The sequence below is a fragment of the Xenorhabdus anantnagensis genome, from assembly GCF_028598555.1.
GTDB classification, from domain to species: domain Bacteria; phylum Pseudomonadota; class Gammaproteobacteria; order Enterobacterales; family Enterobacteriaceae; genus Xenorhabdus; species Xenorhabdus anantnagensis.
This window is the reverse complement of the sequence record NZ_JAQRFN010000013.1, coordinates 18,021-40,968: the sequence shown is the minus strand read 5'-3', so window position 1 is coordinate 40,968 and position 22,948 is coordinate 18,021. Positions and strand designations below refer to the sequence as shown.

Genomic DNA, 22,948 nt, shown 5'->3' with positions numbered 1-22,948 from the left:
ATTCCCTGCTCGTTTACCGACGGCAATCACGAATAAAATAATAACATTATCATTGAGTTCGTATCTTTATTGTTCAACCAAACCCATAAACTGCTCATAAAGCGCTTCGGCACTGCGTTCATAACCGGCTGCGGAGAGATGAACATAATCAGGACGTGCGAGGTTTTGCTGTTGCCATCCTCTGACTGAACATGGTCCGCCCATATATTCCCGCCAATCCCAGAGTAGAGTGCGCTGTTTTTTGGCAACGGCTTGCTGAATATGAATCACGTTATCAAGCAGGGCAGGTTGTTGTTCACTACAACTTGTCGCGGTTTTGTTCTTCAAGGAATCATTCGGCCCAATCAGCAGAATAACGGCTTGCGGTATTGCCTTGCGAATGCCTTGCACTTTGGATGTCAGGTCTTTTTGATAAGCGTCCAGATCCAGCGAATCGTTAAAGGCTTCATTGGTGCCATAGGCGAGGATCACCATATCTGGTTTCATATGAGCCAACATCTCAATCCATTGTGGTTGCCATTTATCCAGCATATTAATGGTAGCGCCGTTAATGCCCAATGCGGATAACATAACGCCGGGGCTTTGGCGTTTTATCAGCCAGCCGCCAATTTTCAATTGCGTGTCCTGTGGATGGAGACTGATTGGGAAACTGACCGCCTGTTCTGGTGAGAAACGCCATTCACTTTGTGTCGCAGATAAGTTCATTGTGGTAAATGGTGTTTTGATTTGAGCCGCGTCATGGGATTGATAGAGCGCACTTAACCAGTATTTACCGTGGGCAGAGGAGGAATCGAGTTGTATTGTGCTATTGGCGCTTTCCGGGATAGCAATAAATCCCCCCAGAGGGTAATCCGCCCGATTGTCTTTGCGGCTGCTTGAAAGCCACCAGCCGGTTTTATCCTCAGCGAATTGCACTGAGGCGTTACGCTGGCCGGGAATGCTCATTGGGGGAATAAATCCCGGCCCTGCATCACCATAACGATTCTGCAATAAACTACGCAACTTACCGGTAAAGAAATCGGCAGCTGTATGTGAATCCCCCAGTTGCACAAAATGGAGCTGGCGAGTATCGCTGTGGCGCAATTTATCCGCCAATAATGCGAGATTGGGATCACCAAAATCCGTCAATTGTTGCTGACGCTGTATTTGTATTGTTCGGAGTTCCGATGAAGGCTTGGATTTTTTTTCTTGGCACGATAATAGGCTCACGGAGAGCACGATAACCAGACCTGCACCCATTATCCGATAAAATCCACGGAACATGCTAAATGGTTGCATCTTCTTTTACTGGCTCCTGAATAAATGTGATTAATGAAAATAGATAATCCGCGATGGTTTGTTGCCCTTTCAAACTGAAATGAATACCGTCTCCACTGCGGAGTTTTATTGTACTACTGCCATCGCCAATATAGTCCGAATAATGACCTGATTGATATTTAAACATATCATTAACCGCAACATAGATCTCCCCCATTTTACCCACTTCTGTTTGATATAATTTATTGAGGTAAATCATACTGCTGGAGAGTTTTTTCTGGCGCATGTTTGGCGGGCCAACCCAAATGACATCGACCTTATGTTGGCGCGCATCATTTAAGATAGCTTCAATTCTTTGGCGATAAAGATTCTCCCAATTTTCACTGGCGTATTTTAAATAAGGGCCTCCGCGTCTTGACGGCATATCCCATGGATCATTTGGGCCTAAAAACACTACCACTAACTTAATATCAGAGTTGGTTCTCAAGGCATCACTGATGGTTCTTGGCCAATCAAAGAAACCAGGGTAAGACAATCCGGTACTCTGCTTACTTAAGTTAATGCTGGAAATGTCATATTCCTGAGATAACCGACGTTTTAAATGTGGGGCTACTCCCTGCATCATCGAATCACCGGCAAATAGCACTTTATCTTTTACGCTCAGATTGACATGGGTTTTCTGGACAATTTCAGTAACAGGGTTGTCAGTTGGGTTAGTTGGCAGCAAGAAAGGCTGAACGAGTTTAATGTCTTTGTTCAGCAGTTCAGGAAAGGTAAAAGAGAGATTTTCGATAGGATACAAGTAACCTTTCAGAAAGTGCAGACCCACCTGAAATTCAGGGGGAAATACTGTCCGGCTGTTATCGTCATTAATGACTGATGATGGAGTATCCTGATATTTACCCTTCACATATGCCATAAAAGTCTCACTGGCAGCAATAGCGCCTTGTTGCATATTATTTCCCAAATCCCACAATGGTTCTCCCTTAAGAGATGCCCAAGGACTATTGCGATGATATTTCTGTTGCCAGAAGTTATTCAGGGAATTCTGATTCAGCCAGATTAGCATCAAACTGGTCAAGGTCACGATACAAATCACTTGTCCGACTTTTTTTAAATTAGGTGTAAATTCAAAAGTTGGCATAGATAAATCCTGGCATTCCTGAAGGTGACAAAATAAATACCAAAGTAAGGATCAGGGCTAAGGGAATTGGATAATAAACCCAGGAGATCAGGCCATGATTTTTTTCAATTTGGTTTCTGAGATTCACCAACCACGGATAGATAATAAAGAATCCCCAGAAAACCATTAATAGATAACCACTGGATAACAAGGATACAAATATTTCGCCAGAGAACAGTTGATTTAATACCGCCAGAGCATCATTAAATGTCGGACTACGGAAAAATATCCATGCAAAACAGACAAAATGGAATGTCACCGCACGGGATAAGAATAATAAAATAGGATTCTTGGTTTGTGACTTATTGTGTTTATTGGCAGCAGAAAACAGGGCATTTTTAATATTTTGCAGAATTAAACCCAAACCATGAATAGCACCCCAAATAATAAAACTAAGGCCGGCACCGTGCCATAAACCAGAAATCACCATGGCTGTGAACATATTCAGGTTTTTGCGGTATATGCCTTTTTTGTTCCCGCCCAATGGAATGTAGACATAGTCGCGGATGAAAGTTGACAGGCTGATATGCCAGCGTCGCCAAAATACTTGTAAGTTTTCAGCAAGATAAGGGGCATCGAAATTGCGCGGCACTTTGAAACCTAACAGCAGGGCGATGCCAGTGACAAGGTCGGTATAGCCGGAAAAGTTAAAGTAGATATTCCAGGCATAAGCATAAATTGCTACAAGAACTTGTCCTGCATGGTGGCTGGTCGGATCTTCAAAGACGGGATTCACAAAATATTCAGAGAGCGTAGAGCTGAGCAAAAAGAGTTTTGCGATGGCGAGCGCAATTAATAACAGCGCCTTCAATGGTTCCAGCATAATTCGGGATGCTGCCTGAATCTGTGGCATGAAATCTTTGGCCCGATTAATTGGCCCGGCGACAATGCTGGGGAAAAAGCAAAGATACAAAATGACATCAGGCAATGGTGCGGCGGGTAGCTCTTTCTTGCACACTGATACAACATAGCTGACCGAATGGAACGCATAGAATGACAGACCCAGCGGCATCAATAATTCAAGTACAGGCAGTTCCACGCTGATCCCAACATTGGCCAATGCTTGTTGAATTGCCTCTTGAAAGAAAGAGTAATATTTGAAAGCCGTGAAACAGCCGAGAATCCCGAATGTCAGTAGAGTGAATATAACTTTGTTAGATAAATAACGGTTGAGAATATTCGCCAAAAAGTAAATAAATAGGGTATAGGCGAATAAAATGTAGGCAAACTTTGCTGTAAAAGAGAATACAAATAAATAACTAACTAAAATTAACACGCCATTCTGTAGCCTGGGAGCTTTTTGTAAAAGCCAATAAACAACCAGCAGAATAACAAACGATCCAAGAAACTCAAAAGAGAAGAAATTCATATCAGGCTCTGGCTAATCATTTATCGTTGGGAGAAAGAATGTAATTCTGACGTGCATTATAGTATGGAATTTGCCTATGTTTACAGTAGGCAATATACCCTTCGTCTTTCAAGTTGCCTCTTTGTTGGCTGCACTCACTCATTCCGGTCACATAGTTATCTATGCTCCCGGGGATTAGCTCCCTGGCCGCCGCGATGCATCTTGAAATCCATTGGGTATATAAAAGGTAGGTTATAAAAAAAGAATCCACCTTGTAATTAATACAAAGTGGATTATCGGGAGAGTGTTATTGAATAGCCATTTCCTGAGCCTGTGAGATCAGTTTCCTATTGACATTAAATACTCGATGTAAATAGCGATTATAATCAGCACCCAGTTCAGAATAACCATTGAGATTATCGATCAGCTTACTGGTATTCAGTGGTTCCTGCGTTGTCCTCTGTTTTGCACGTGAAGAACGCAATGACTCATAAGCACGGTGCGTATTCAGATTCTTCATATAAGCAATGACAGAAGCATTAATAGTCAAATAAGCTGAATAACCTTTGACTTTTCCTTTAGTTCTGCCGCAAGAGCTACAACGCATCCCAAACAGATTATTATTCTTTTTGGCAAGTTCTGACGTTCCCCAACCCGATTCAGCGGCTGCTTGTGTGGCTACGAAATGGGTAGGAATAATATCAACCCGACTTAGCAATTTCTTCCAATTAACCTGTTTTGGTGAATTGCAGGTTATTTTGTAATCCATGCAGATCTTTTTTAATCGATTACTATCCTGTACAGACCAATGATGATTTTTTTGGTGTGTCAGGAGCCATTTGCGGTCTTGCATAATCTTCTGATTATGTTGATCAATCACAGGGACAATAATATTTAAAAACGCTTTCTTCCGAGGTGTACCTGAAGGGTATTTTCGCAAATCAGGCAAATTTACTGGCATGCCATTGTGAGAATACTCTTGCATTTTCGAGGTACTGGTCGAGGCATGGCTCAAACCGGTAAAGATTATTGAGATAAAGAAAGCGAAGACCGCACTTGTCCTCATTATTAGAGAGGGCATTTGCTTCTCCTCGTTTTATTACTCTGGATAAAAAACAAACGAATATTAGCAGAGCAGACGATATATAGCTACTGTTATTCGTCATTCATAAGTTTCGTTTCTATAACGAATGTTAGCACCCTACTGACAAATACCTATATTTTTCACTTCGCATGGTAAATTAGTGTAATAATTATTATGATTTTATCTGGTGAACAATGTTGTATATATGATGATTTATAGCGTCATACTGCTTTTTCAAACAGTTTGTTCTATCGCTGATTGCAGAATAACTTAATGTTATTTAATTGAAATTTATCTTCCTCGCTTGACTCTTATTAGATTGCGAGTTTTTTCTTTATTACAGCTATCATCAATAACTTTATTGTTTATATTATTTTATCTATTTTTGTGGTTAATTTTTCATTAATTATCTGAGTTTCAGTGTCGTAAGGTGGTGTGATTATACTATTAATAATATTTTTTATTTATGTGACTCAATGCGGAAGAACAATCCATCTTTCAAGTCACATTTAACACAGCGTTATTTTATATCAGAGGATTGATATTTAATGTGAAAATAAAATAGTTTTATAGTTGTAATAAATTTACATCCCATAATATAATATTCAGAAAAAAATGCGATAACTATCAGAAAATAATTAGGGAGTTTAAACCCCCTAATTATGCATAATGGAAAATTAACTAAAATATCACAGCCACTTAGAAACACCGCCGTGGCGCGAGCAGGCTCCCTTACGGGATTTACTCTTGCTATAAGTCCCATCTTTACAAAGAGCCGTATTGGCTCCTTTTTTTACTGATTTATTTTTCTTCTTTGACGATTTTTGTTTTTTTGCCTTTTTGCTTACTTTTTTTTCTAACGAGTTAGTTTTGTTTTTTGCTGTCTTAATATCATATTTTATTGCCGTTGCTATTTTTGGTGCGGCTTCGGCTGAGGTTGATACTGCTGGCGCTGCAAGCGTTGCACTTGAAAACAACACCAGTAATGCTGCAACTGATAACTTCAAGCTTTTCATCATATATTTCCTCTGATTAGAGTACTGAAACCCGAAATCTACTCTTGCAGTTTGGAGTATAGTTTTGAATGTTATGATTGCAAATTTAACATAGGGAGTGCTGCTATTTTTATAGAGAACATATTTGTATTTCTTTTTTGATGTGAAAAAATAATACAGCGAATGGGGGAGTGGCATTGTGACAATAATGCAAAAAGTTACAATTGATTCATTTATACTGAAATGCATGCCGATGGTGGAGAGTCTGGGCGAGTTGAGCGAATTAAAGATTCCTTACCAATGAAACGGGGAGGGCAACCGGAAGAAGTTGCTCAGGCCATTGCATGGTTATTATCTGATGAATCATCGTATGTTACCGGCAATTTCATTGATTTAGCGGGTGGGAAATAGGTTATAGGGTTTTAAGTGCCGTTTCTAATAACGCAGATTTAATATTAGGAAACATTAAAAGCCGGAATTCTGCTTAATATTTTCCGGCTAATTGATGGAAGGTTATTTTTTAATGACAATGCTTTTAAGCCAGCATTTCCATCAATTTAGGCTTAAGAATAATCTTGCCAAGTTCCATTTCAATGTTAATAGGCTGTTCCTCTAAGTTGCTGATGGTTAGCCAATCTCCTGCAATATAAAGTTCACCATTTTCACGAATACTATCGATTCCTTCGTATGGGTTATCTTCTACTTCATTGATCAAACTAACTAAGTCTGCGTTGGGATCAACGAGGGAGATAATAACACCATTGGAAAACTGTGAGATATGAAATAATTCATTCGCGGTAAATCCAGCATCACTGAGCGTACTACCATTCAGTATTAATTCTGGGATACCAATGTCAGTCTGGCGAAATGAAACATGAAGGCTCATTTGTACGTTCCTTGTGTTATTGGGATATACAGCGATACTCTATCAGCACTTCGCCCGTACTGCACCGCGAATTCATACGTGTTTTTCATCTGTATCGCATTCATTGGTTAAGAATCGATGTCTACCCTAGCGGTTAGTTGGCTAATATGCCATCGGTAATGTTACTCTTTGCGAAGCAACTCGCAAAAAATAACTGTATATTTATCCATTTTGAAATACCTATCTAAAATTCGAATAAGTAATAACTTGGTAAATATTGATGTGATTTTCTGGATTATCAAATATATGGATTACTTAATAATTAAATGATGTTGTTATTTTTATAATCCATAAATTTCAGATGGTTATTTTTCTATTTATATTAATTAATCTGACTGTAATCATACTGTCATATTTATGACATAAATTGGTCATGTCATTGCCATTTGCCTCTTCACTAATATCCTATTTCACTCATTATCAGTGTAGTAAGATATATTAATATGACTTTCCTCCATTGTTATTTTGGATGGCTAAAAGCAATTACTTGCTTGTTTTATTTATCGAATCATTTAATGAATTTAAATATCCTTGCTTTATTGCAGGCAGTAAAAATATAAATTTTCTGTATAATTTGTTCGGTTTTTATAATTTTATTGTGTTTTTGTGTCATTGGAAGATTAAGATAATTTTTATGAAAATGATTTTAATTATAAGAGAAGATAACTAACTACTACAGAGAGTCATACACTATGCTAAAACGTAAATATTTAACTCAATCTGAAATTGAACAACTATTGGCTGAATTAGAAAAAGGTGCTAATGCAGAGCGTAATATCTGTATGCTTTTTATGGGCTTTATTCACGGCTTTCGCGTTTCTGAATTGTTAGGGCTGCGTATGTCTGATGTGGATCTACGTGACCGGAGCTTGAGCGTTAATCGTTTGAAAAACGGTTTTTCCACTATCCATCCCATGGTTTTCCGGGAAATTCAATTATTGCGTAAGTGGTTAAGTGTGCGTAAAAAAATTGAGAGGTTCGGCAAGAGTGAATGGTTGTTTATTTCCAGAACTGGAGAACCTTTATCACGGCAACAGTTTTATAAGATCATTAGGAACACAAGCATCAAGGCAGAAATTGCGATTTGCGCGAATCCGCACATGTTGCGTCACTCTTGTGGTTACGCGTTAGCGGATAATGGTGTCGATACTCGATTGATTCAAGACTATTTAGGTCATCGTAATATTCGTCATACAGTCAGGTATACCGCGAGTAATGCGGGGCGTTTTGATGGAATTTGGCGGGCAAGAGGGAAGCGAAAAAGGGTTACATTTAGTACCAAACTGTTAACCAATAAATTATCTCACTTTTTCAACTCCACTTATCTACGTCCAAACTACAAAAATAAAAGCAACTCTTTGATTTAACCCTAAAAAATAGTTACCCATTTAAAAATCTCCTTTCACTTTTTCCTCATCATCATTTTTCTCTTTTTTCATCATGTTGAACAAAAATTTAAATTGCTCGACATCGAAAGCGGTATAATTTAACGCCATCCATTATGTTGGGATAATAAACCAACATGATGTTAAAAATGAGTTCAATCATCTTGTGTTAACAGTTTGGTACTAAATGTTAACTTTTAAGTCGGGAAGATACATTAGCAACTAGATAGATTTGGGGTTATTTTCTTTGAGTTATTTGGATGATGGTATTTATTAGTTAATAGATTCATTTAATTAATAAGCTAATAAAAAAGCCCTGCTTATATTATTCAGCAGGGCTTTTAACTTCAATATATTAACTTACATCTTCACACTGAAATGTTTATATTGAATAATATTTAAATTAAGCAGCATTGATACCATACTGTGCACAAACAGAAGCCAGACCACCAGCGTAACCTTGACCTACTGCACGGAATTTCCATTCTGAGTTGTGGCGATACAGTTCACCGAACAGCATAGCGGTTTCAGTAGAAGCATCTTCTGTCAGATCATAGCGAGCGACTTCAACTTGAGTATCATCGTTAACCAGACGAATAAATGCACCGGAAACTTGACCGAAGCTTTGACTACGAGCTTGTGCATCATGGATAGTGACAACAAACACCACTTTGTCTACGTCAGCAGGAACTTGATCCAGTTTGATTTTCAATGATTCGTCATCGCCATCGCCTTCACCGGTACGGTTGTCGCCAGTGTGCATGATGGAACCGTCAGACGATTTCAGATTGTTATAGAAAATGAAATCGGCGTCACCGCGTACTTTTCCGTTTGCCGCCAGCAGGAAAGCTGATGCGTCAAGGTCAAAATCTTGTCCGTCAGTCGAACGAGCATCCCAACCGAGACCGATCAGAACGCTTTTCATGCTTGGCGCTTCTTTGCTTAGAGAAACGTTACCACCTTTAGAGAGAGATACACCCATTGTTATTTCCTCATTTTGTTACATCGTGTTAATTGATTATTCTTGATATCGGATTTAGCTTGCGTTTTCTTTTTGTGGGAACAGCAGGCTGGCAATAATACCGGCTGCCAGAACCCCAATCACCACAAACAAGCTGCTTGTCGCTGAAATCGAATAGCCATGATGGAATATGTGCTCAGAAGCGTTCAGACCCAGTTTAATAGCGATGAAGAACAGCAAAACAATTACTGCCTTTTCCAGATGCGCCAGATATTTTCTCAATGCTTCAAGTACAAAATAGAGCGTACGCAGGCCCAAGATAGCAAACATCATGGCGCTATACACAATTAAAGGTTCCCGGCTGACAGCAATAACGGCAGGTACAGAGTCAAAGGCAAACATAACATCAGATAGTTCAACCACTGCCAGACACAGCATCAGTGGCGTAGCATAAAGCATGAATTTGCCTACTCGACCCACTTGCACATCGGCGTTTTCTGGTTTAGCCAGCTCTTCATCTACTTCTTTTTGGTTCAGCATAAAAGCATGACCGCGCAGTTTCGGCCAAATTGGGAAAAAGCGCTTTACCAAACGATAGGCAAGATGCTGTGAATAGTCTTCGATCTCATCGTCATCACCACCACTTTTCAGCATCATGACGGCTGTCCAGCCAACAATAACCGCAAACAATATTTCAACCCACGGTCCAAGTGCCAGAAGGCTTGTCCCGATGGCGACGAAAATGCCGCGGAAGACGATAGCACCGATAATTCCCCAATACAGGACTCGGTGGCGATAGCGGTCAGGAACAGCGAACCAAGAGAAAATCGCCATGATGACAAATAAATTATCGACGGAAAGCACTTTTTCCAGTGCATAGCCCGTTACAAACAGACTTGCTGTTTCTGCACCATGATGAACATACAGAAATCCCGCGAAAACAAAAGCAATTGCGATCCAGAAAATAGACCAAAGAGCGGCACTACGCAGCGAAATCGGCTTATTATGACGATGCATAAATAGGTCGATAAAGAGCGCGCCAACCGACAGAATAATGAATACAGCAACGGTTTCCATCGGAAAACCAATGTGCGTGGATGACATAGAGTAAGTCTCTTAAATTATCTGCGATTATAGTCCGAAGTCAGCCGGTACAAAGCCAAGGGCTAAGCAAATTTCGCGAACCGCCTTTTTCTCGTTGTCATCAAAGTCATCATCACTTTTAGCAACTGCGATCCCTACGCGCAAAGCAAGCTGTGCCGCTTCCGGCTGTTGTTTCAGGGCCATGATGAATTTCATTGCTTCACCTTTGCCAATGTCAGCATCAAATTCATAGCTGCTGACCAGTTTGTTAAAGAATCCGATAATCTCTGTCGTATCGAAGACATTTAGTTCAGGGGAGTTTTTGATGAACCCTATCATTTTCTGCTTCTCTTCTGAGCTGACCCCATCGCTCGCCATGGCAACGTGCGCACATACTGCTACAGTACCTTCCATGAACTTTTTGTTTTTGAAGCGACTAACTTGATTAGTCAGTTCTTCACGTCCTGAGTTAAATGCTGATTTAATTTTGTTTAAAAAGGACATAAGCCCCTCCATTTGTGTAAAAATGTCTTGTACAAAAGAGTATTATTTACTACCGGATGTCCAACTAAAGCCCCATCCAAATGCTCTGTCCATTTCTTTATGCCCTTTGAAGTATTGATTTATACGTTCTACTTTGATGGCTCCGTTTTCATTTACAAGGCGTGCAATGGCACACATGCCTTTGTTGTTGTGGCCTTCCGTCATGCGTGTTTCAATGGGTGGCTGGTCAGGGACATAGATTGTGGCTACACCGTCGGTTTTGTTCCAGCTAGGTGCACCTTCATAGATAAAGGCGTAGATCAAAACTTCACTGATGTTTTTCCATTCAAGACCATTGATATGGAGCCATTCACCGTCACTTACACTACCAGTGCGATCATCGCCCTGTAATTCTACATATGGCCCATAACGGTAATCGCCAAAGCTATTCCCTAATGCCTGCACAACGTCCAGGCTTCCATCTTGCAGTCGGATGAATGCACCAAGATCCAAATCCACATTTTTATTTGAACCAAACATACCCTGCAATACGCTCTTTGAGGAGGTGGTTTGATTCCAGTTCAGATTGATGCGGATTTTACCGTAGTTGTCGCGTTTACTCAGACTGATAGCCGGCTTTTCTTTGGTCAGAGAAACTTTGCTTAAATTAACATTACTTGATATTGCGGGAGCCGGAGCTGGTGTTGGCGCACCATCATCAATGATATCCATACCAAAATACTCAGCCAATGGCTTGAGGCCACCATTAAAACCTTGGGCTATAAAGCGGAATTTCCACTCGCCATTACGGCGATACAGTTCGCCGAGGATTAAGGCGGCTTCTGGGCGTCCTTGTACTTCAACATCTCCCTGCAAAATCACGCTGCTGTTCAGTTCAACCCGAATAGTTAGATTGCGCAGATTGGAAATCGTTTGGTTGCCGTCGCAGGTTACTGTGAACGCGACTTTCTCAACATCCTGACCCAATGCGGGTAAGTTGACGCTGAATGAGGTATTGATGTTGCCGCCAGTCAGACGAATGGTATTGTCGTTATTGACTGGCTGACCGTAGAACACCATGTCTGGATCGCCCTTGACTTTACCATTTGCATATAGACGAAAAGCAGAAACATCAACGGCTGAACCAGACAGCACCCGTACGGTAAGGGGCTGATTAGAAACGGGGGCATTGCCCCCAGGAGTTAAATTCATTACCACACCACCACCGTCTTAACGATCTGTGGATACATTGCATCAATGGTACGTTCAAGACAAGGAACGCCATGTGCCGTAAAATCCCACTGACCACCATTGCGGCGTAGGGAGGAGATGATAATGCCTGTGTGGGTCCCTTGTTCATTCAACTGATAGCGAGCCAGCTCTTTACCGCTTTGATCAACGACGCGACAGAAGGAATTTTCAACATCATTGAAGGTTTGACCACGGAAACTATTGACGGTAAATACAAGGTATTCGACATTCGCGGGGAGTTTGAGCAGATCGACGCGAATAACTTCATCATCGCCATCGCCTTCTCCCGTCAGGTTGTCGCCAGTATGTTGTATAGAACCACATTTTGATTTCAGTTGGCCGAACCACACTGTATCAATGGCATTGCCAGATTTATCAAGCATCATGCAGCTTGCATCCAGATCAATCTCATCACTGCCACTGCCGAATAAACTCGCCAGAAAGCCTTTCTTTTTGACGACAGGATCCCATCCCAGACCAAAATCTACTTTAGCCAGTGATGCGCTCTGTTTGGCGAGCGAAACTGACTGATTTTTGTTTAACGAAACCATTAATGACACCTCTATCCTGTTTGTCGGTGAATCACGGCAATTTCACGTATTAAAAAATCATAATATGACAAATAGATAGCTGAAATCTGTCATATTATGATTCCCATAAACAGTATGTCTGGCTGTTAATCGTATGATAGGAAACGATCTGAGTTCGTAGTTTATGATTTCTTTTTCATAAAAAAAAGTCAAACAAATTTTACACTAAAAAATCATAATATGATTGACATAAGTTTATTACCAATTCTAGACTGCCATTTTTATCATACCAAATTAAGAGTAAATTCTGACAGTTACGGCATTGAATTGTGGATATTTAACAGTTTAACAATTTTGTGGCTTGGTAATCTGCCCATTTCAATATTGTTTATAACTGAATAGCAGAATTTGATTGATGAAAAAGGAGTCACTGTTTTCATCAATCATCCGAAATGCGCTGAAATTTTTTAAAAGGCAACATCATGACTGTGTTGGGTGACACCCATGTTTATAAAAAACAAAATTATAAAAAACAGATTTATCAAAAAAAATTAAACAGTGGGACGTTGACGGTGATGTCTTCTCGTGGCACAGCTTCTTTGGAAACATTGTTTGATATTGCTGAACGCCGTAATCCCAAAAGAGCCTTTTTATTTGTCAGTAAGGTTTTGGGACGACATATTCCGGCCAAGCCATCGATCATGCGTTCGATTTACCAGCAATTGTCAGGGCAGTTCCCTGCTAATCTTCCCGGCCCAGCCCTGTATATTGGTATGGCAGAAACGGCGGTCGGGCTCGCAGCAGGCGTGTTTCAGGAAACGAAACACAAAGTTGATGAGTCTGTTTTCTTGACTTCGACGCGCCATCCCGTTGATGGAGACTTATTGTGTGAGTTTAAGGAAAATCACAGTCATGCTACGGATCATCTGATTTATTGGCCAGCAGAAAGCCGCTTGCGCCAAAGGGTGATCAATGCCAGAACTCTGGTTCTGATTGATGATGAAGCCACTACGGGTAACACATTCCTGAATTTGCTGGATGCGCTGCGTAATGCAGGGCTTGAGCATATTGAACATATTGTCACCGTGACATTGACGGACTGGAGTGGAAAATCAATAGAGAAACGCAGTCCATTGCCGGTCTCTGTGGTATCTCTGATTGAAGGAAACTGGCAGTGGGATGCTGATCTATCTGCTCCTGTTCCGGTGATGCCTCCAGTTAATGTTACGGCTCGGGGAGAAGTCAGCATTATCGGCCAACAGAATTGGGGACGTTTGGGTCTGGATGAAATTCAGTGTGATATTGGTACAACAATCAGGGCCGAAGCAGGTGAAAATGTGTTGGTATTGGGTTCCAGTGAATTTGTCTGGCAGCCGTTCCTGCTTGCTGAGCGGCTTGAGCAGGAGGGAGCATCGGTGGTGTTTGGTTCGACAACCCGTTCCCCTATCTCTTGCGGTCATGCCATTCAATCAGTAATGGCTTTTACAGATAATTACGGGCTTAGCATTCCGAATTTTCTCTACAATGTCGCGCACCAGAAGTTTGACCGTATACTGCTCTGCCTTGAAACACCAAAAATGTCCGTTGATCCGGCGTTGATGGCACAGCTTGCCCAAGTTTCTCCGGTTGTAGAGATCGTTGGATATGATTAAGCCCGTATTTTTGACCGATCTTGATGACACGTTATTTCAATCTCGTCGAAAGCTGAAAGAAATATCGGATACATCGACTTTTCGGGTGGGAGCGTTGGATCGGAAAAATTCTCCCCACAGTTATATGACCGAACAGCAGTCTATGTTGGTTGATTGGCTGCTGGCTTACTCGGAGGTTATTCCGGTCACCGCCAGAAATACAGAACAGCTCAGCCGTGTACAGATTCCTTTCAGTTCTTGGCGCATTGCCTCGCATGGTGCGGTGATCCTTACGCCAGAAGGTTCTGTTGATGAGTCTTGGCAATCGCACGTACTATCGGAACTAATGCTGTATCGGGATAAATTGTGTGAGTTGGAACATTTGAGCCATCGTTTGATCGCGTCTTATGGCATAGATGCATGGGCACGCATTGACTATGAGTATGGTGATGTGCCGGTTTTCCTGATTATTAAGCATCGTAATCACGATAGGTTGAATGAACTTAATATACTGGCTGAAGCCTTGGCTCAAGAGAATAATTTCCATCAATGCCTTGATTTTAATGATAATTTCTACTTTCATCAAAACAATAACAATCTTACTGTGCTGCCAAAGTGTGTTGACAAGGGGTTAGCCACTCATCACCTTTTGCAAAGGCTTCGCGCCGAAAGAGGCGTTTTTCCGGTTATTGGTTTGGGAGATAGTCTGAGCGATCACCGTTTTATGCAACTTTGCGATTGGTTTGGTATGCCCCAGCAAAGCCAGTTTTCTGACATATTAATGAATGCTTTATTTGGAGCTGTAAATAATGAATAGCTTTCCCCCTTTCTCTGGGAGTTATGCTTCTGATGATGTTCAATTCCTGCTGGAACCCGTTCAAATTGAGATAACGCCTGTCGATGTTAAGGAGCAGTTGATCCAGTCTGGCACTCGTCATTATTCAGATATGTTAAGTCAGGAGCCAGAGCCAACGCCTTATCACCTTGAACTGTTTGATAAAGCGCTTGAGCAAGGGGCTGTTCGACTGGCGACGGAAGTTGTTATGCTTGCCAAGGCACTGATAGCTCGCTTTGGTGATACGCCGATTGTGCTGGTCAGTTTGGTCAGGGCTGGTGTTCCTTTGGGGGTTATGTTGCATCAGGCTCTCAGAAAAATGGGCAAGCGTTCTTATCATTATGGCATTAGCATTATTCGGGATCGTGGCATTGATAATACCGCTTTATCGTATATCGAGCAGGAACATGGCACGGATGGGGTGGTATTTGTTGATGGCTGGACAGGCAAAGGCGCGATTACCACAGAGCTGTCACGATCTTTGGCGGGAAGAGAAGGTTATTCAGGGATCCCTCGTCTGGTGGTATTGGCTGATCCTTGTGGCTGTTCATGGCTGGCAGCCAGCGATGATGATTGGTTAATTCCTTTTGGCATTATGGGGGCACCAGTATCGGGGCTGATATCGCGTTCTATCTGGCGTGAAGAAGGTTTGCACGGTTGTATGCAATGTGATCACCTGATCAAGTTTGAATGCAGCCGCTTGTTGGTGGATACTGTCGCTGATTGGTATGATCGATTGGATGTGGCCGCTATACCCGAAGCTGTTTGGTTGCCGCAGGAAAAAGCGCCTTTGCAGCAGTTGAGCAAAACAGTGATTTCCGATCTTGCTGAAAAATACCAGATTAACAGTATTAACCGAATTAAACCCGGTATTGCAGAAGCAACCCGCGCAGTATTACGGCGTGTACCAGAACATGTGCTGGTGCGTTCCCAGGATGATCCTGATGTTGCCCTATTGGTTCATTTGGCACGTCAGAAAAATGTAGTAATCACGGAAGTCGGTGCTTTAATAGGTCAATATCGTGCTGTAACTATCATCAAAAAGGTCGTCTGATGAAACCGATTCCTTCTCCATATCAACTTGGCGCTACTTTGTATATGCCAGCTACCCGCCGAAACATTGCAGAAATTGTATTGCAGAATAAGATCCCTGATCTGCGTTCTCTGGTTATTTGTCTGGAAGATGCGGTCAGTGAGCAGGAGATTCCTGCTGCCATCGAAAATCTCAGGGAGATTATGCAAGCATTGACGGAAGTTGATAATTTTTCATCTAATGTCGAAAGCCATCGTCCCCTGATTTTTATCCGTCCGCGTAATGAAATAATGGCGAAATATCTGGTTGCCAATGTGAATCTCAGTGCCATTGATGGACTGGTTTTACCCAAATTTACCTACGCTTCATTATCCGGTTGGTGGGATATCATTGGCCCAACTCATCTGTGCATCATGCCAACATTGGAAAGTGAAGAGGTGTTTGATGTTCAGAAAATGAATCAGCTTGCTGACATTCTCAAAACTCACCCTTGCAAGGATCGTATTATTACCCTACGTATTGGCGGTAATGATCTGATGAATGTCATGTCTCTGCGGCGTTCCCGGGATTTCACCCTTTATGATGGCCCGATGGGATATATCATTAAAATGCTGGTTGCCGTTTTTGTTGCACGGGGTTTTGTTCTGACTGCACCAGTTTGTGAACATATTGACGACTTGAAATTACTTGAGAAAGAGCTGGAGTTAGATATTGCCCACGGTTTGGTGGGAAAAACCGCCATACATCCAAGGCAGATTACATGCATCCAACAAGCATTGAGGGTCAGCGCCCATGATCACGCTGAAGCGCTGAATGTGCTCAATTCCAGTAAGGCTGTTTTCAAATCACAGGGAGTGATGTGTGAACCTGCCACCCATCAACGTTGGGCGGTGAATATTCTTGAGAGAGCGGAACATTATGGCATAGAACCTGAAGCAGCATAGAACTTGGAACAGTATAGAACTTGGAACAGCTAGAACTTGGAGCAGCATAGAACCCGAAACAGGTTAAAGATTATTAATGATTTTAATTTGTTTTGATATTGATTTACCTGTGATAGTGGTTATTCTGAAAATTATTTTTTAGTTAATAGTAAGAAGCTTAGGGATTTTGACCCCTAACTTGGTAATAAAAAATGCTGCTCAATCCCAAACAATTCAGAAATTTCAAGTTAACTTTATTACTTTCACATGGCAAACCGGTTAGTAAAGTTAAGATCATTAGGGAACTCAATTGTTCGGAGCCAACGTTAACGCGTGCATTACGGGAATTGAGAGATCTTTACTGTGCTGATATCCGGTTTAGCAAAATGGGGAATACCTATCAGTTAGTTGATAAAGGGATGCTGACCAAAAAGGATGTGAAAAGGATTGAAGAATTGCTTGTTCAGCATCTCAGCCTCAAAGCTGAAGAAGCCATCAGTCATGTTTTCCTTGATAAAGAGAAGAAAAAGCCTATTTCTCTTTCTCTGAGAATGTCTGTGCTCAGAAAAATTGATGGCCTGGCTAATCGTCTGGAGACAACCAGAAGTGAAGTGGTTGAAATGGTGGTGGATCAGTTTATTGAAAAGTTGTTAAAAGAGAATATGAATGGGAGCGTATCAAAGCGGCAAATCCCCTGACGCCAGTCGATTGAATTCAATTGGCGTCAGGAGATGCTTGTTAATTTGATTGATCACTTAGTGATGACTGCGGGTAAGTTTATCAAGGTATCCCATTATAAATGCAGATAAAACGAAGGTGAGGTGGATAATGACATACCACATAAGTTTATTGTCTGGTACTTCCTTGGCTTCCATAAAGATACGCAGCAAGTGAATGGAAGAAATAGCGACAATTGAGGCTGCAACTTTACTCTTGAGTGAAGAGGCATCCATTGTCCCCAACCAACTCAGTTTCTCTTTGTGTGCGTCGATATCCAGACGTGAGACAAAATTTTCGTAGCCAGAAAACATCACCATGACCACCAGTCCACCAACCATAGCCATATCGATTAGAGTAAGAAGTTTCAGGATTAGCTTAGCTTCATCCATCTTATGAAATTCTATGCTGATGGCATAGATTTCATGGAAGAATTTTCCGGCAAGAGCAAGTAATGCCAATGATAAACCGAAATAAACCGGCGCAAGTAGCCAGCGAGAGGAGTACATCAGATTTTCGAAAAAGCGTTCCATTGTGTGTTCTATAAGTTACAAAAAGGATAAAAAAGAGCAGCAGTATAACCTGAATTTAGGTTAATTAATAACTTGGTGATATATTTTTGTTTGGGTAATATTTAGTGGTGATCTTTCAACTCAGCTACCCAAAGTTGCACCACCATCAACGACAATATCCTGCATGGTGATATGGCTGGCGAGATCAGAAGCAAGGAAAAGAACCGCATCTGCAATTTCCTCCGGCAAGGCAATTTTTTTCAAAGGAATACCTACCTTAAACTTATCAGGAAAGCCATCAATCATGTTTTGTCTGGATGCCTCGCTTTGCCGCATATCATTTCTCCACATGGCATGTAACATTGGCGTATCCGTTGAACCGGGAGAAACCAGATTACAGCGTACACCATAGGGAGCCAATTCAAGCCCGACACTTTGGCACAAGCTGCGCATCGCAGCTTTGGAAGCACCATAAGCAGACATTTCAATTCTTGGAACATGGGCGGAGTTCGAGCAGATAGAAACAATATTCCCACTGCGTTGTCGTTGAAATTGCGGGATCACGGCTTGAAATAGGTTAAACGCCCCGCCGGCATTGACGTTGAAACATTGTTGCCAATCTTCCCAGCTCAGGGCCTCTGTACGTCCTGTGCGCAGGATGCCAGCACCATTGACCAGTACATCTAAATGAGGTTCTGCGGTGAGTAATTCCCGACAGAGCCGGCTCACGGCGATATGGTCACTGACATCTAACTTATAGGCAGTAAAAGGCAAATCAGGATCGGGAAATGCCAAATCCAATCCGATGACGTTCGCTCCGGCCTGACTGAATCGACTGGCAATGTGATAGCCGATGCCACGTCCTGCCCCTGTGACCCAAACATGTTTACCACTGAAATCAAAAGTTATGTTCATTGTTTGGACTCTGGTTTACCAGTCAGCAGAGTGAGCCAGTTTGCTAATGTTGGGGTTTTCATTAGTGAGATAAAATCAATTTGGTGATGACTCTCATAGCGCCAGCGAGCCGCCAGTGACATGATATTCACTGAGTCGAGACCATAATCCAGCATATTTTCATGATCATCAATATCACCGCAATCATCATCCAATAGAGGTAAAATTTCAGTTCGGAGACGTTCACGCGTCCATTCAGGTGGAGCAGGTTGCGGAAATAATTCATTGAGCAATGTTTCTGTTGTCAGTACACGACCACAGCGACTGGCAATATAACGTAATGCCATAATGTGCTCATCGTGGCTGAAATCTGCCAGTGCATCAGCGATAAAAAAAGGCTGGATATCACGCATAAAGGCATCTGTGGCTGTTGTCATGCAACCAATATGAGCATAAATACCGCAGATGATTAATTGATCACGCCCCATAACTTTCAGTTGTTGCTCCAAATCTGAGCGTTGAAAGGCACTGTAACGCCATTTGGTTAATACAATGTCATCACTTTCAGGCGTCAATGCTTCAGTGATGCTTTGCTGTTCAGGATACTGATTTAATCCCGCCCCCCACATATCATTCAGCAATCCTCGATCTGCATTGCTCTGATGATTGGGCTGGGCTGTGTAAAAAACCGGTATTCCCTGCTTTTTGCACATGATTTTTAGACGCGCAATATTATTGATAACCTGCTTTACCAGCGGGCTGTCAGCCTGCCAAAAATTGAGGAAATAATTTTGCATGTCATGAATGAGCAGCACGGCACGCTTGCCATCAAGTGACCAATTCACTTTATTGGTTGGTAATTCTTGAGTGGTGGGGAGAAGATAATCATTAAGTGTTGGAATACTCATTTTATACCTCTGTGATACGTTAGGGGACGGCATGAATAAATGTGCTGCGTGCGATTTGGCGTAATTTCTGTTTATCAATTTTTCCGACAGGCGTCATAGGAAGGGACGGAACGTTTTCAAAGCGGTCGGGAAGTTTGTAATCAGCGATACCTTGCTCACGTAAAAAGCGCCGCAATATGGCTGACTTTACCTCTTCGCGGGTAACGACATAGGCGCAACTTTTTTCTCCCATTAGTGAATCAGGAATAGCGATCAATGCGACATGCAGCACGAGTGGATGGCGTAACAGTAAATTCTCTATTTCCTCCGCCGCAATTTTTTCGCCCCCACGATTAATTTGATCTTTTTCCCTGCCTACAACTTTCAGATAACCTTTCTCTGTTTGAACAACTAAATCACCCGAACAGTAAAAACCATTTTCATCAAACACTTGGCTGTTATATTGATGACTTTGATAATATCCACGGAAAGTATAAGGCCCACGAGTCATCAGCAAACCAGGAGTGTCATGTGGTAGTGGGTTACCCAGAGAATCGGAGACCCACACTTCATCATCATCACTAATCGGACGGCCCTGCGTAGTGAAAATAGTTTGTTCGTCATCATCTAAACGTGTGTAGTTAACCAACCCTTCGGCCATGCCAAATATCTGTTGTAATTGGCAACCCAGCTCTGTAGGTATCCTCCGTGCCAGCGATTCACTCAGGCGGGCACCGCCTACCTGCAATAACGCCAGACTTTCAATGGGTGATTTATCCCCTGTCAGTGTAATGGCTTCCAGCCACAGACTTACCGCAGGAGGTACTAAAGCAGTAACATTAACCTGATGCTGTTCAATCAAAGGGAAGCAACTTGATGGACTGGGATCATTAGCCATAATCACCTGTCCCCCTGCATAAAAAACCCCTAATGCTCCCGGTGAACTCATCGGGTAATTATGTGCGGCAGGAAGGGCGCACAAATAGCGTGTTTGCTCATTGAAATGGCAGATATCAACGCTGGCACGAATACTGTAGTAGTAATCATTGTGAGTTCGGGGGATCAGTTTCGGGATACCCGTACTGCCACCTGATAGCTGGAAAAAAGCCACTTCGTTCGCTGGTGTGGGTGTAGCGATAAAGTTGTCTGTTTTTTCATCGGTCAATACGGTTAAATCTATCGGGCTGAGGTTATCTCCCCGCAGAAATATATTTGTCAGTGAAGAGTAGCGGGTATACAGTTCGTGAATAAAAACATTATCAGAAAATAGTGAATGGCTACGGTCTGCAATCAAGAGTGAGGGTTTAATTTGCTCGGCATAAGCCAATAGCTCACTACGCTGGTGGCTGAACAGCGCATTGGCGGGAACCACGCCCAAACGCAGTAAAGCAAAAAAGGTGATATAAAATTCCGCGATATTGCCTAACTGCACCAATGCGGTTTGACCATGCCGGACACCCCGGCGCTTGAGGGAAGCAGCCAGATTATCCGCCAGTTGATTGAGCTGGCGATAGCTGTATTGGTAATAGCTGTATTGATGATTAACAGCTTGCTGATTTGAGCAAACCAGCGCGATATTTTCGTTGTCAGCCTGACGGCTGAGTATGTCGCAAAGGGGAAGATCCAGCCAGTAACCGCGTTGACGATAACGCTGTGATAATGCTTCCGGCCAGCGATTAAACTCAATACTCATAATACATGCTCCTTACTCTCCGATAATCCTAGTGCTTGTAGCATGGTGCCAAGTTTCACCCCGGTTTCTTGCCATTCAGCATTGGGTTGGGAGTCAGCAACGATGCCCGCTCCTGCAAAAAGTCGAATATGGTTTTCAAATACTTCTCCACAGCGAATAGTAACAACCCATTCGCCATTGCCCTTGGCATCACACCAACCGACAATGCCGCCAAAATAGTTGCGTTTGAAAGGTTCGAGTTGAGCGATAAGTTCGTGTGCTCGCTCTCTTGGTGCTCCACAAAGCGCTGGCGTTGGATGGAGTAAATTGGCAATTGAAAGGGAATCTGCATGTTTGTTGCGTAATTCGCTGCGTATTTCTGTGGCGAGGTGCCAGAGTAAAGGGGTACTGAATATTGAAGGCGAATCAGGGATCATCAGTTCAGTACAATGTTCAGTGAGTGCGGTTCGGATCGCATTAATCACTAATTGATGTTCATGCTGATCTTTGGCTGAATGCAGCAACGATTGGCGCAGGGCATTATCTTCTGCGATATTGCGGCTTCTGCGTGACGAACCCGCCAGTGGTTGAGAAATAATGGTATTGCCCTGTTTACGTAGTAGAAGCTCCGGGCTGGCACCGATTAACGTGCTGTTCTCTAGCGGAAGATGAAAGTTGTAGCTATAAGGGTTTTGGGCATTAAGCTGCATAAAAAGCCGGATAGTGTCAGGCTTCCGATCAAATTCAATATCCAGCAGGCGCGAAAGGACGACCTTATCAAGCAGGCCATGATGTATGGCATCAACTGCCTGAAAGACCATCTGGCAAAACTCTTCTTTTTCCGGCCATAAATGGCTCTGCTGCAATTGCAACCGTGACATGGGGAACAAAGTGGAAAAATGTAAGGTTTCCCGTTCTAACCAACGATGTTCATAAGGTATATAGAGAGCAGACGGTTGTTGTTTATCAAAAGGAATTGCCCCTACTGCAATAGGGTTTTTAATTCCCGCCAGTTCAGCCTGATGAAATAATTGAGACAGATTGTCGCTTAATGAGTTACCACTTAATGAATTACTACTTAATAAATTGCCAATATCATCATGATGATTGGCAGGCGTTGTTATTTTGGTAAAACATCCTTGTGCATGCAGGCTTTTATTTGAGGACAGGAACACAAAATCATCACAACTAAAGCCCAGTAATTCGGATGTGTGATATTCAGTTGTTAAATTAAGCACGATGTTTCCCTATTATTTTTAAATAATAGATTGGTTATGATTCAGTTTTATGATTCCAATAAGTATATATGTGCCTTGATGGAAGCAATCCACAGTGGCAGAAAGTTTTGCTCTATGCCAC

At 42.2% G+C, this 22,948-nt stretch carries 22 protein-coding genes and 1 pseudogene; 7 read left to right on the top strand and 16 right to left on the bottom strand.

What is annotated here, in order from left to right; translation table 11 throughout:
- Positions 1–66: 66 nt before the first annotated feature.
- The 5 genes from PSI14_RS11555 to PSI14_RS11535 all read right to left on the bottom strand — a co-directional run bounded on the left by PSI14_RS11555 (position 67) and on the right by PSI14_RS11535 (position 5,891).
- A complete protein-coding gene (locus PSI14_RS11555; RefSeq protein ID WP_273576031.1) occupies positions 67–1,278 on the bottom strand; it encodes an SGNH/GDSL hydrolase family protein in 1,212 nt (403 codons plus the stop codon).
- Positions 1,265–2,401: an SGNH/GDSL hydrolase family protein gene (locus tag PSI14_RS11550; RefSeq protein ID WP_273576030.1), complete on the bottom strand. Its 1,137-nt coding sequence runs from the start codon at positions 2,399–2,401 to the stop codon at positions 1,265–1,267. Before PSI14_RS11550 ends, PSI14_RS11555 begins: the two co-directional genes overlap by 14 nt.
- On the bottom strand, positions 2,388–3,809 hold the full coding sequence (locus PSI14_RS11545; RefSeq protein ID WP_273576029.1) for an MBOAT family O-acyltransferase: 1,422 nt from the start codon (positions 3,807–3,809) through the stop codon (positions 2,388–2,390). The genes PSI14_RS11550 and PSI14_RS11545 overlap by 14 nt, the downstream gene beginning before the upstream one ends.
- Before the next feature lie 286 nt (positions 3,810–4,095).
- Positions 4,096–4,869, bottom strand: a complete 774-nt coding sequence (locus PSI14_RS11540) for a protein bax (protein ID WP_273576028.1) — start codon at positions 4,867–4,869, stop codon at positions 4,096–4,098.
- Positions 4,870–5,561: 692 nt separating this feature from the next.
- Complete coding sequence (locus PSI14_RS11535) at positions 5,562–5,891, bottom strand: DUF3761 domain-containing protein (protein WP_273576027.1); 330 nt, start codon at positions 5,889–5,891, stop codon at positions 5,562–5,564.
- Between the two features lie 207 nt (positions 5,892–6,098).
- On the opposite strand from PSI14_RS11535, the pseudogene PSI14_RS11530 reads away from it, so the two are divergent.
- Positions 6,099–6,278 (top strand): annotated as a pseudogene (locus PSI14_RS11530) (SDR family oxidoreductase); the annotation flags it as partial.
- Between the two features lie 124 nt (positions 6,279–6,402).
- Here the strand turns inward: PSI14_RS11530 and PSI14_RS11525 are convergent.
- Entirely contained in the window at positions 6,403–6,753 is a 351-nt protein-coding gene (locus PSI14_RS11525) for a hypothetical protein (protein ID WP_273576026.1), read from the bottom strand.
- Between the two features lie 731 nt (positions 6,754–7,484).
- Between PSI14_RS11525 and PSI14_RS11520 the strand changes: the two genes are divergently transcribed.
- A complete protein-coding gene (locus tag PSI14_RS11520; RefSeq protein ID WP_273576025.1) occupies positions 7,485–8,159 on the top strand; it encodes a tyrosine-type DNA invertase in 675 nt (224 codons plus the stop codon).
- 421 nt (positions 8,160–8,580) lie between these two features.
- Here PSI14_RS11520 and PSI14_RS11515 read toward each other — a convergent pair whose 3' ends face one another.
- From PSI14_RS11515 to PSI14_RS11495, 5 genes are read right to left on the bottom strand one after another with little or no spacing between them, the layout of a single operon-like run.
- A complete protein-coding gene (locus PSI14_RS11515) occupies positions 8,581–9,159 on the bottom strand; it encodes a TerD family protein (protein ID WP_273576024.1) in 579 nt (192 codons plus the stop codon).
- A 54-nt stretch (positions 9,160–9,213) separates the two neighbouring features.
- Complete coding sequence (locus tag PSI14_RS11510) at positions 9,214–10,242, bottom strand: TerC/Alx family metal homeostasis membrane protein (protein WP_273576023.1); 1,029 nt, start codon at positions 10,240–10,242, stop codon at positions 9,214–9,216.
- Between the two features lie 27 nt (positions 10,243–10,269).
- Positions 10,270–10,725, bottom strand: a complete 456-nt coding sequence (locus tag PSI14_RS11505; RefSeq protein WP_273576022.1) for a tellurite resistance TerB family protein — start codon at positions 10,723–10,725, stop codon at positions 10,270–10,272.
- 42 nt (positions 10,726–10,767) lie between these two features.
- Complete coding sequence (locus PSI14_RS11500) at positions 10,768–11,916, bottom strand: TerD family protein (RefSeq protein WP_273576021.1); 1,149 nt, start codon at positions 11,914–11,916, stop codon at positions 10,768–10,770.
- A complete protein-coding gene (locus PSI14_RS11495) occupies positions 11,916–12,506 on the bottom strand; it encodes a TerD family protein (protein WP_273576020.1) in 591 nt (196 codons plus the stop codon). Before PSI14_RS11495 ends, PSI14_RS11500 begins: the two co-directional genes overlap by 1 nt.
- A 461-nt stretch (positions 12,507–12,967) precedes the next feature.
- On the opposite strand from PSI14_RS11495, the gene PSI14_RS11490 reads away from it, so the two are divergent.
- The 5 genes from PSI14_RS11490 (at position 12,968) to PSI14_RS11470 (ending at position 17,605) form a co-directional block, all read left to right on the top strand.
- Positions 12,968–14,137, top strand: a complete 1,170-nt coding sequence (locus PSI14_RS11490) for a phosphoribosyltransferase domain-containing protein (protein ID WP_273576019.1) — start codon at positions 12,968–12,970, stop codon at positions 14,135–14,137.
- Complete coding sequence (locus PSI14_RS11485; RefSeq protein ID WP_273576018.1) at positions 14,130–14,933, top strand: hypothetical protein; 804 nt, start codon at positions 14,130–14,132, stop codon at positions 14,931–14,933. Before PSI14_RS11490 ends, PSI14_RS11485 begins: the two co-directional genes overlap by 8 nt.
- Complete coding sequence (locus PSI14_RS11480; protein ID WP_273576017.1) at positions 14,926–16,005, top strand: cysteine protease StiP family protein; 1,080 nt, start codon at positions 14,926–14,928, stop codon at positions 16,003–16,005. The genes PSI14_RS11485 and PSI14_RS11480 overlap by 8 nt, the downstream gene beginning before the upstream one ends.
- Positions 16,005–16,928 carry an HpcH/HpaI aldolase/citrate lyase family protein gene (locus PSI14_RS11475; protein ID WP_273576016.1) on the top strand — a complete coding sequence of 308 codons (924 nt, stop codon included), beginning with the start codon at positions 16,005–16,007 and terminating at the stop codon, positions 16,926–16,928. The genes PSI14_RS11480 and PSI14_RS11475 overlap by 1 nt, the downstream gene beginning before the upstream one ends.
- Positions 16,929–17,119: 191 nt before the next feature.
- On the top strand, positions 17,120–17,605 hold the full coding sequence (locus PSI14_RS11470) for a tellurium resistance protein TerW (RefSeq protein WP_273576015.1): 486 nt from the start codon (positions 17,120–17,122) through the stop codon (positions 17,603–17,605).
- Positions 17,606–17,662: 57 nt separating this feature from the next.
- On the opposite strand, the gene PSI14_RS11465 is transcribed toward PSI14_RS11470, so the two are convergent.
- The 5 genes from PSI14_RS11465 to PSI14_RS11445 form a co-directional block, all read right to left on the bottom strand.
- Positions 17,663–18,157, bottom strand: coding sequence for a TIGR00645 family protein (locus tag PSI14_RS11465; protein WP_273576014.1), 495 nt, complete (start codon positions 18,155–18,157; stop codon positions 17,663–17,665).
- A 120-nt stretch (positions 18,158–18,277) separates the two neighbouring features.
- A complete protein-coding gene (gene dhbA / locus PSI14_RS11460) occupies positions 18,278–19,051 on the bottom strand; it encodes a 2,3-dihydro-2,3-dihydroxybenzoate dehydrogenase (protein WP_273576013.1) in 774 nt (257 codons plus the stop codon).
- Positions 19,048–19,938, bottom strand: coding sequence for an isochorismatase family protein (locus tag PSI14_RS11455; protein ID WP_273576012.1), 891 nt, complete (start codon positions 19,936–19,938; stop codon positions 19,048–19,050). Before PSI14_RS11455 ends, dhbA begins: the two co-directional genes overlap by 4 nt.
- Positions 19,939–19,957: 19 nt before the next feature.
- The gene (locus PSI14_RS11450; protein ID WP_273576011.1) at positions 19,958–21,610 is read right to left on the bottom strand and encodes a (2,3-dihydroxybenzoyl)adenylate synthase; all 1,653 of its coding nucleotides are present in this window, start codon (positions 21,608–21,610) and stop codon (positions 19,958–19,960) included.
- On the bottom strand, positions 21,607–22,827 hold the full coding sequence (locus tag PSI14_RS11445) for an isochorismate synthase (protein ID WP_273576010.1): 1,221 nt from the start codon (positions 22,825–22,827) through the stop codon (positions 21,607–21,609). Before PSI14_RS11445 ends, PSI14_RS11450 begins: the two co-directional genes overlap by 4 nt.
- Positions 22,828–22,948 lie beyond the last annotated feature (121 nt).